This window comes from Sporomusa sp. (assembly GCF_057736855.1).
In genome coordinates this window covers 1-2,835 of the sequence record NZ_JBYKYF010000007.1, presented here as the reverse complement: position 1 = coordinate 2,835, position 2,835 = coordinate 1, and the positions used below count along the sequence as shown (strand labels likewise).

3 protein-coding genes and 1 pseudogene are annotated in these 2,835 nt (G+C 42.5%); 1 reads left to right on the top strand and 3 read right to left on the bottom strand.

Annotation, left to right across the window (positions count from 1 at the left end):
• Positions 1 to 105: pseudogene (locus AC29Z1_RS01030) on the bottom strand (hydrolase TatD); the annotation flags it as partial.
• A gap of 67 nt (positions 106 to 172) precedes the next feature.
• The gene (metG, locus tag AC29Z1_RS01025) at positions 173 to 2,107 is read right to left on the bottom strand and encodes a methionine--tRNA ligase (protein WP_488269596.1); all 1,935 of its coding nucleotides are present in this window, start codon (positions 2,105 to 2,107) and stop codon (positions 173 to 175) included.
• A gap of 308 nt (positions 2,108 to 2,415) precedes the next feature.
• Here metG and AC29Z1_RS01020 point away from each other — a divergent pair, with 308 nt between their 5' ends.
• The gene (locus AC29Z1_RS01020) at positions 2,416 to 2,664 is read left to right on the top strand and encodes an AbrB/MazE/SpoVT family DNA-binding domain-containing protein (protein WP_488269595.1); all 249 of its coding nucleotides are present in this window, start codon (positions 2,416 to 2,418) and stop codon (positions 2,662 to 2,664) included.
• 7 nt (positions 2,665 to 2,671) lie between these two features.
• Here the strand turns inward: AC29Z1_RS01020 and AC29Z1_RS01015 are convergent, their stop codons facing one another.
• Complete coding sequence (locus tag AC29Z1_RS01015; RefSeq protein WP_488269618.1) at positions 2,672 to 2,809, bottom strand: hypothetical protein; 138 nt, start codon at positions 2,807 to 2,809, stop codon at positions 2,672 to 2,674.
• Positions 2,810 to 2,835 lie beyond the last annotated feature (26 nt).

Genomic DNA, 2,835 nt, shown 5'->3' with positions numbered 1-2,835 from the left:
ATAGATAAGCGCATGCTCTTTAGCAAGTGTTATGGAGCGGGCCGAAGACTCCATACAGGCACCAGCGTTCAGAATACCGACAAGACCGGCCTCCGCCGCCCGCATAATGACTTGCTCCCGCTCACCGTCAAACCGTTTATCATCAAGATGGGCATGTGAGTCAAATAACATCTTATTTCACCTTGCTACCTGGTGGCATATCGGCAGTGACAAGCTGCAGTCTGTCGTCACACGACGCAGCCAGCACCATACCACGAGATTCAATCCCCCGAATTTTAGCAGGTTTTAGGTTAACTACCATCACAACATGTTGTCCTACCAACTGCTCTGGTTCATAATGTTTGGCAATACCGGAAATAATGGTACGCTGTTCGGTCCCCAGGTCTACTGTTAACTGCAATAATTTATCGGCTTTTTTCACTTTCTCGGCAGCTATTACTTTGGCCACCCGTAAGTCCACTTTTGCAAATTCATCAATCGTAATTTCCGGCATGCTCGGCGCGGCCGCAGCTTCTTGCGGCGCAGGCGTAGCTGCCTTCTCGGCAGGCTTGACCTCAGCTTGAACGGCTGGTTGTTCTTCAATCCGTGGAAATATAGGTTCAGGCTTGGCAACTACAGTCCCCACTGGCAGACGACCCCAGGCCTGGGCATCTTCTAATGTTACACTGGCAAAATTATCTTTCAGTCCAAGCTGCTGCCAGATTTTTGGTCCAGTAAGCGGCATAAAAGGCGAAATTAAAATAGCAACAATCCTAAGTACTTCAGCCAGATTGTAGAGAACAGTATTAAGGCGTCCTTTTTTGGCCGGGTCTTTGGCTAAAGCCCACGGACCAGTTTCATCAATGTATTTGTTGGTACGTCCAATAAGCGACCATACGTCCTTAAGCGCACCATTAATATCTTGGCGTTCCATATATTTTTCATATTGAGCAGCCGTGTCCCGAGCCAACGTAATCAGTTCCTGATCAATTGTCTCAGTTTCTTGCGGCGCCTCGATCACACCACTATTAAACCGACCAATCATACTCAGAGTGCGGTGCAGGAGGTTGCCCAGATCGTTAGCTAAATCGGCATTAATACGGTTGATTAGCGCATCTCGCGAAAAATTGCCGTCTAGTCCCAATGTAATTTCCCGCAAGAGGAAATAACGAATGGCATCGGCACCAAATTCATCAATCAAAGCAATTGGATCAATGACATTGCCCTTAGATTTGGACATTTTGTCGCCTTCTACTACCAGCCAGCCGTGACCGTACACCATTTTCGGCAGGGGAACATCCAGTGCCATAAGAATAATTGGCCAAATAATAGTATGAAAACGGACGATTTCTTTCCCTACCAGATGAATATCCGCAGGCCAGTATTTTTCAAACTTTTTCCGATCATTAAGATAACCGGCAGCAGTTAAGTAATTTGTCAAAGCATCAAACCAAACATATACAACGTGTTTGGTATCAAAAGGAACAGGAATCCCCCAGTCAAAAGTGGTACGGGAAACACACAGATCTTCCAAACCGCCTTTAATAAAGTTAATCATTTCATTGCGTCGGGAAGTCGGCTGAATAAAATCCGGATTTTCTTCAATATATTTCAGCAATCGATCCTGATATTTCGCCAACCGGAAAAAGTAACTTTCCTCTTTCACAATTTCAACAGCCCGCCCGCAGTCAGGGCATTTACCATCATTTAATTGACGTTCCATCCAAAAAGTCTCACAAGGTGTACAATACCAACCTTCATATTCGGCCTTGTAAATATCGCCTTGATCATATATTTTTTGGAAAATAGCCTGTACCAATTCGTGGTGACGACGTTCGGTGGTGCGAATAAAGTCGTCATTAGAAATATTGAGCTTTGCCCATAAATGTTTAAAAGAAGCTACAATGTTGTCAACATATGCTTGAGGTGTAGTATTGTTTTCCTCAGCTTTCCGTTGAATTTTCTGACCGTGTTCATCAGAACCTGTCAGAAAGAATACATCGAAACCAGCCAACCGTTTATAACGGGCAATAGCATCCGCAACCGTTGTACAGTAAGCATGACCAATATGGAGTCGATCACTAGGATAATAAATGGGAGTGGTAATGTAAAAAGGTTTTTTCGACATAATGTCCTCCTTCAGAAAACGCGCATATTTATATTTTACCAATTATAGACATTATTAAATTAATTGTCAATAGTTGTCTTTTTCGACAAAAAGTAGTATTATATGACAAGGATTGCAATTATATACTAAGTAAACGCAATAAATTTTAAAAAAAATTGCGATTTGTAAAAAAATGGGTTGACATGCTTTGTAATTTTTGGTATTATTTAGTTGAGCGGGTTTTGTCGAATCTTGTTGATTAATCCTCAATGTAATTAATTAACAATTTTTTCCAAAGTAACTATTGTATTTTGAAGGGAGAATGCAAAATGAAATCAACTGGAATTGTACGCAAAGTGGACGAGCTGGGTAGGGTGGTTATTCCTATCGAATTGCGCCGCACTCTTGATATCGAAGAAAAAGATGCGCTGGAAATTTATGTTGACAGCGACCGTATCATCCTTCGGAAATATGAACCAGCCTGTGTATTCTGTGGTAATGCCGCTGATGTAACCAACTTTAAAGGCAAAAATGTCTGCAAAGACTGCCTGGATGCCATGAGCCAACGGGCTGTATAAATTCTCCTTATAACCAATCAGTTTCAATAACAGCTTGATACACCTGACGTTTAGGTAAACCTTTTTGAGACGCCACCTCACGGATGGCGTCTTTTTTACTTACGCCCTGTGCTATTAATGTTCGTACAGCTTGGATTACGTCCATACTTTCTAAACCCGCTCCTTCCTCTG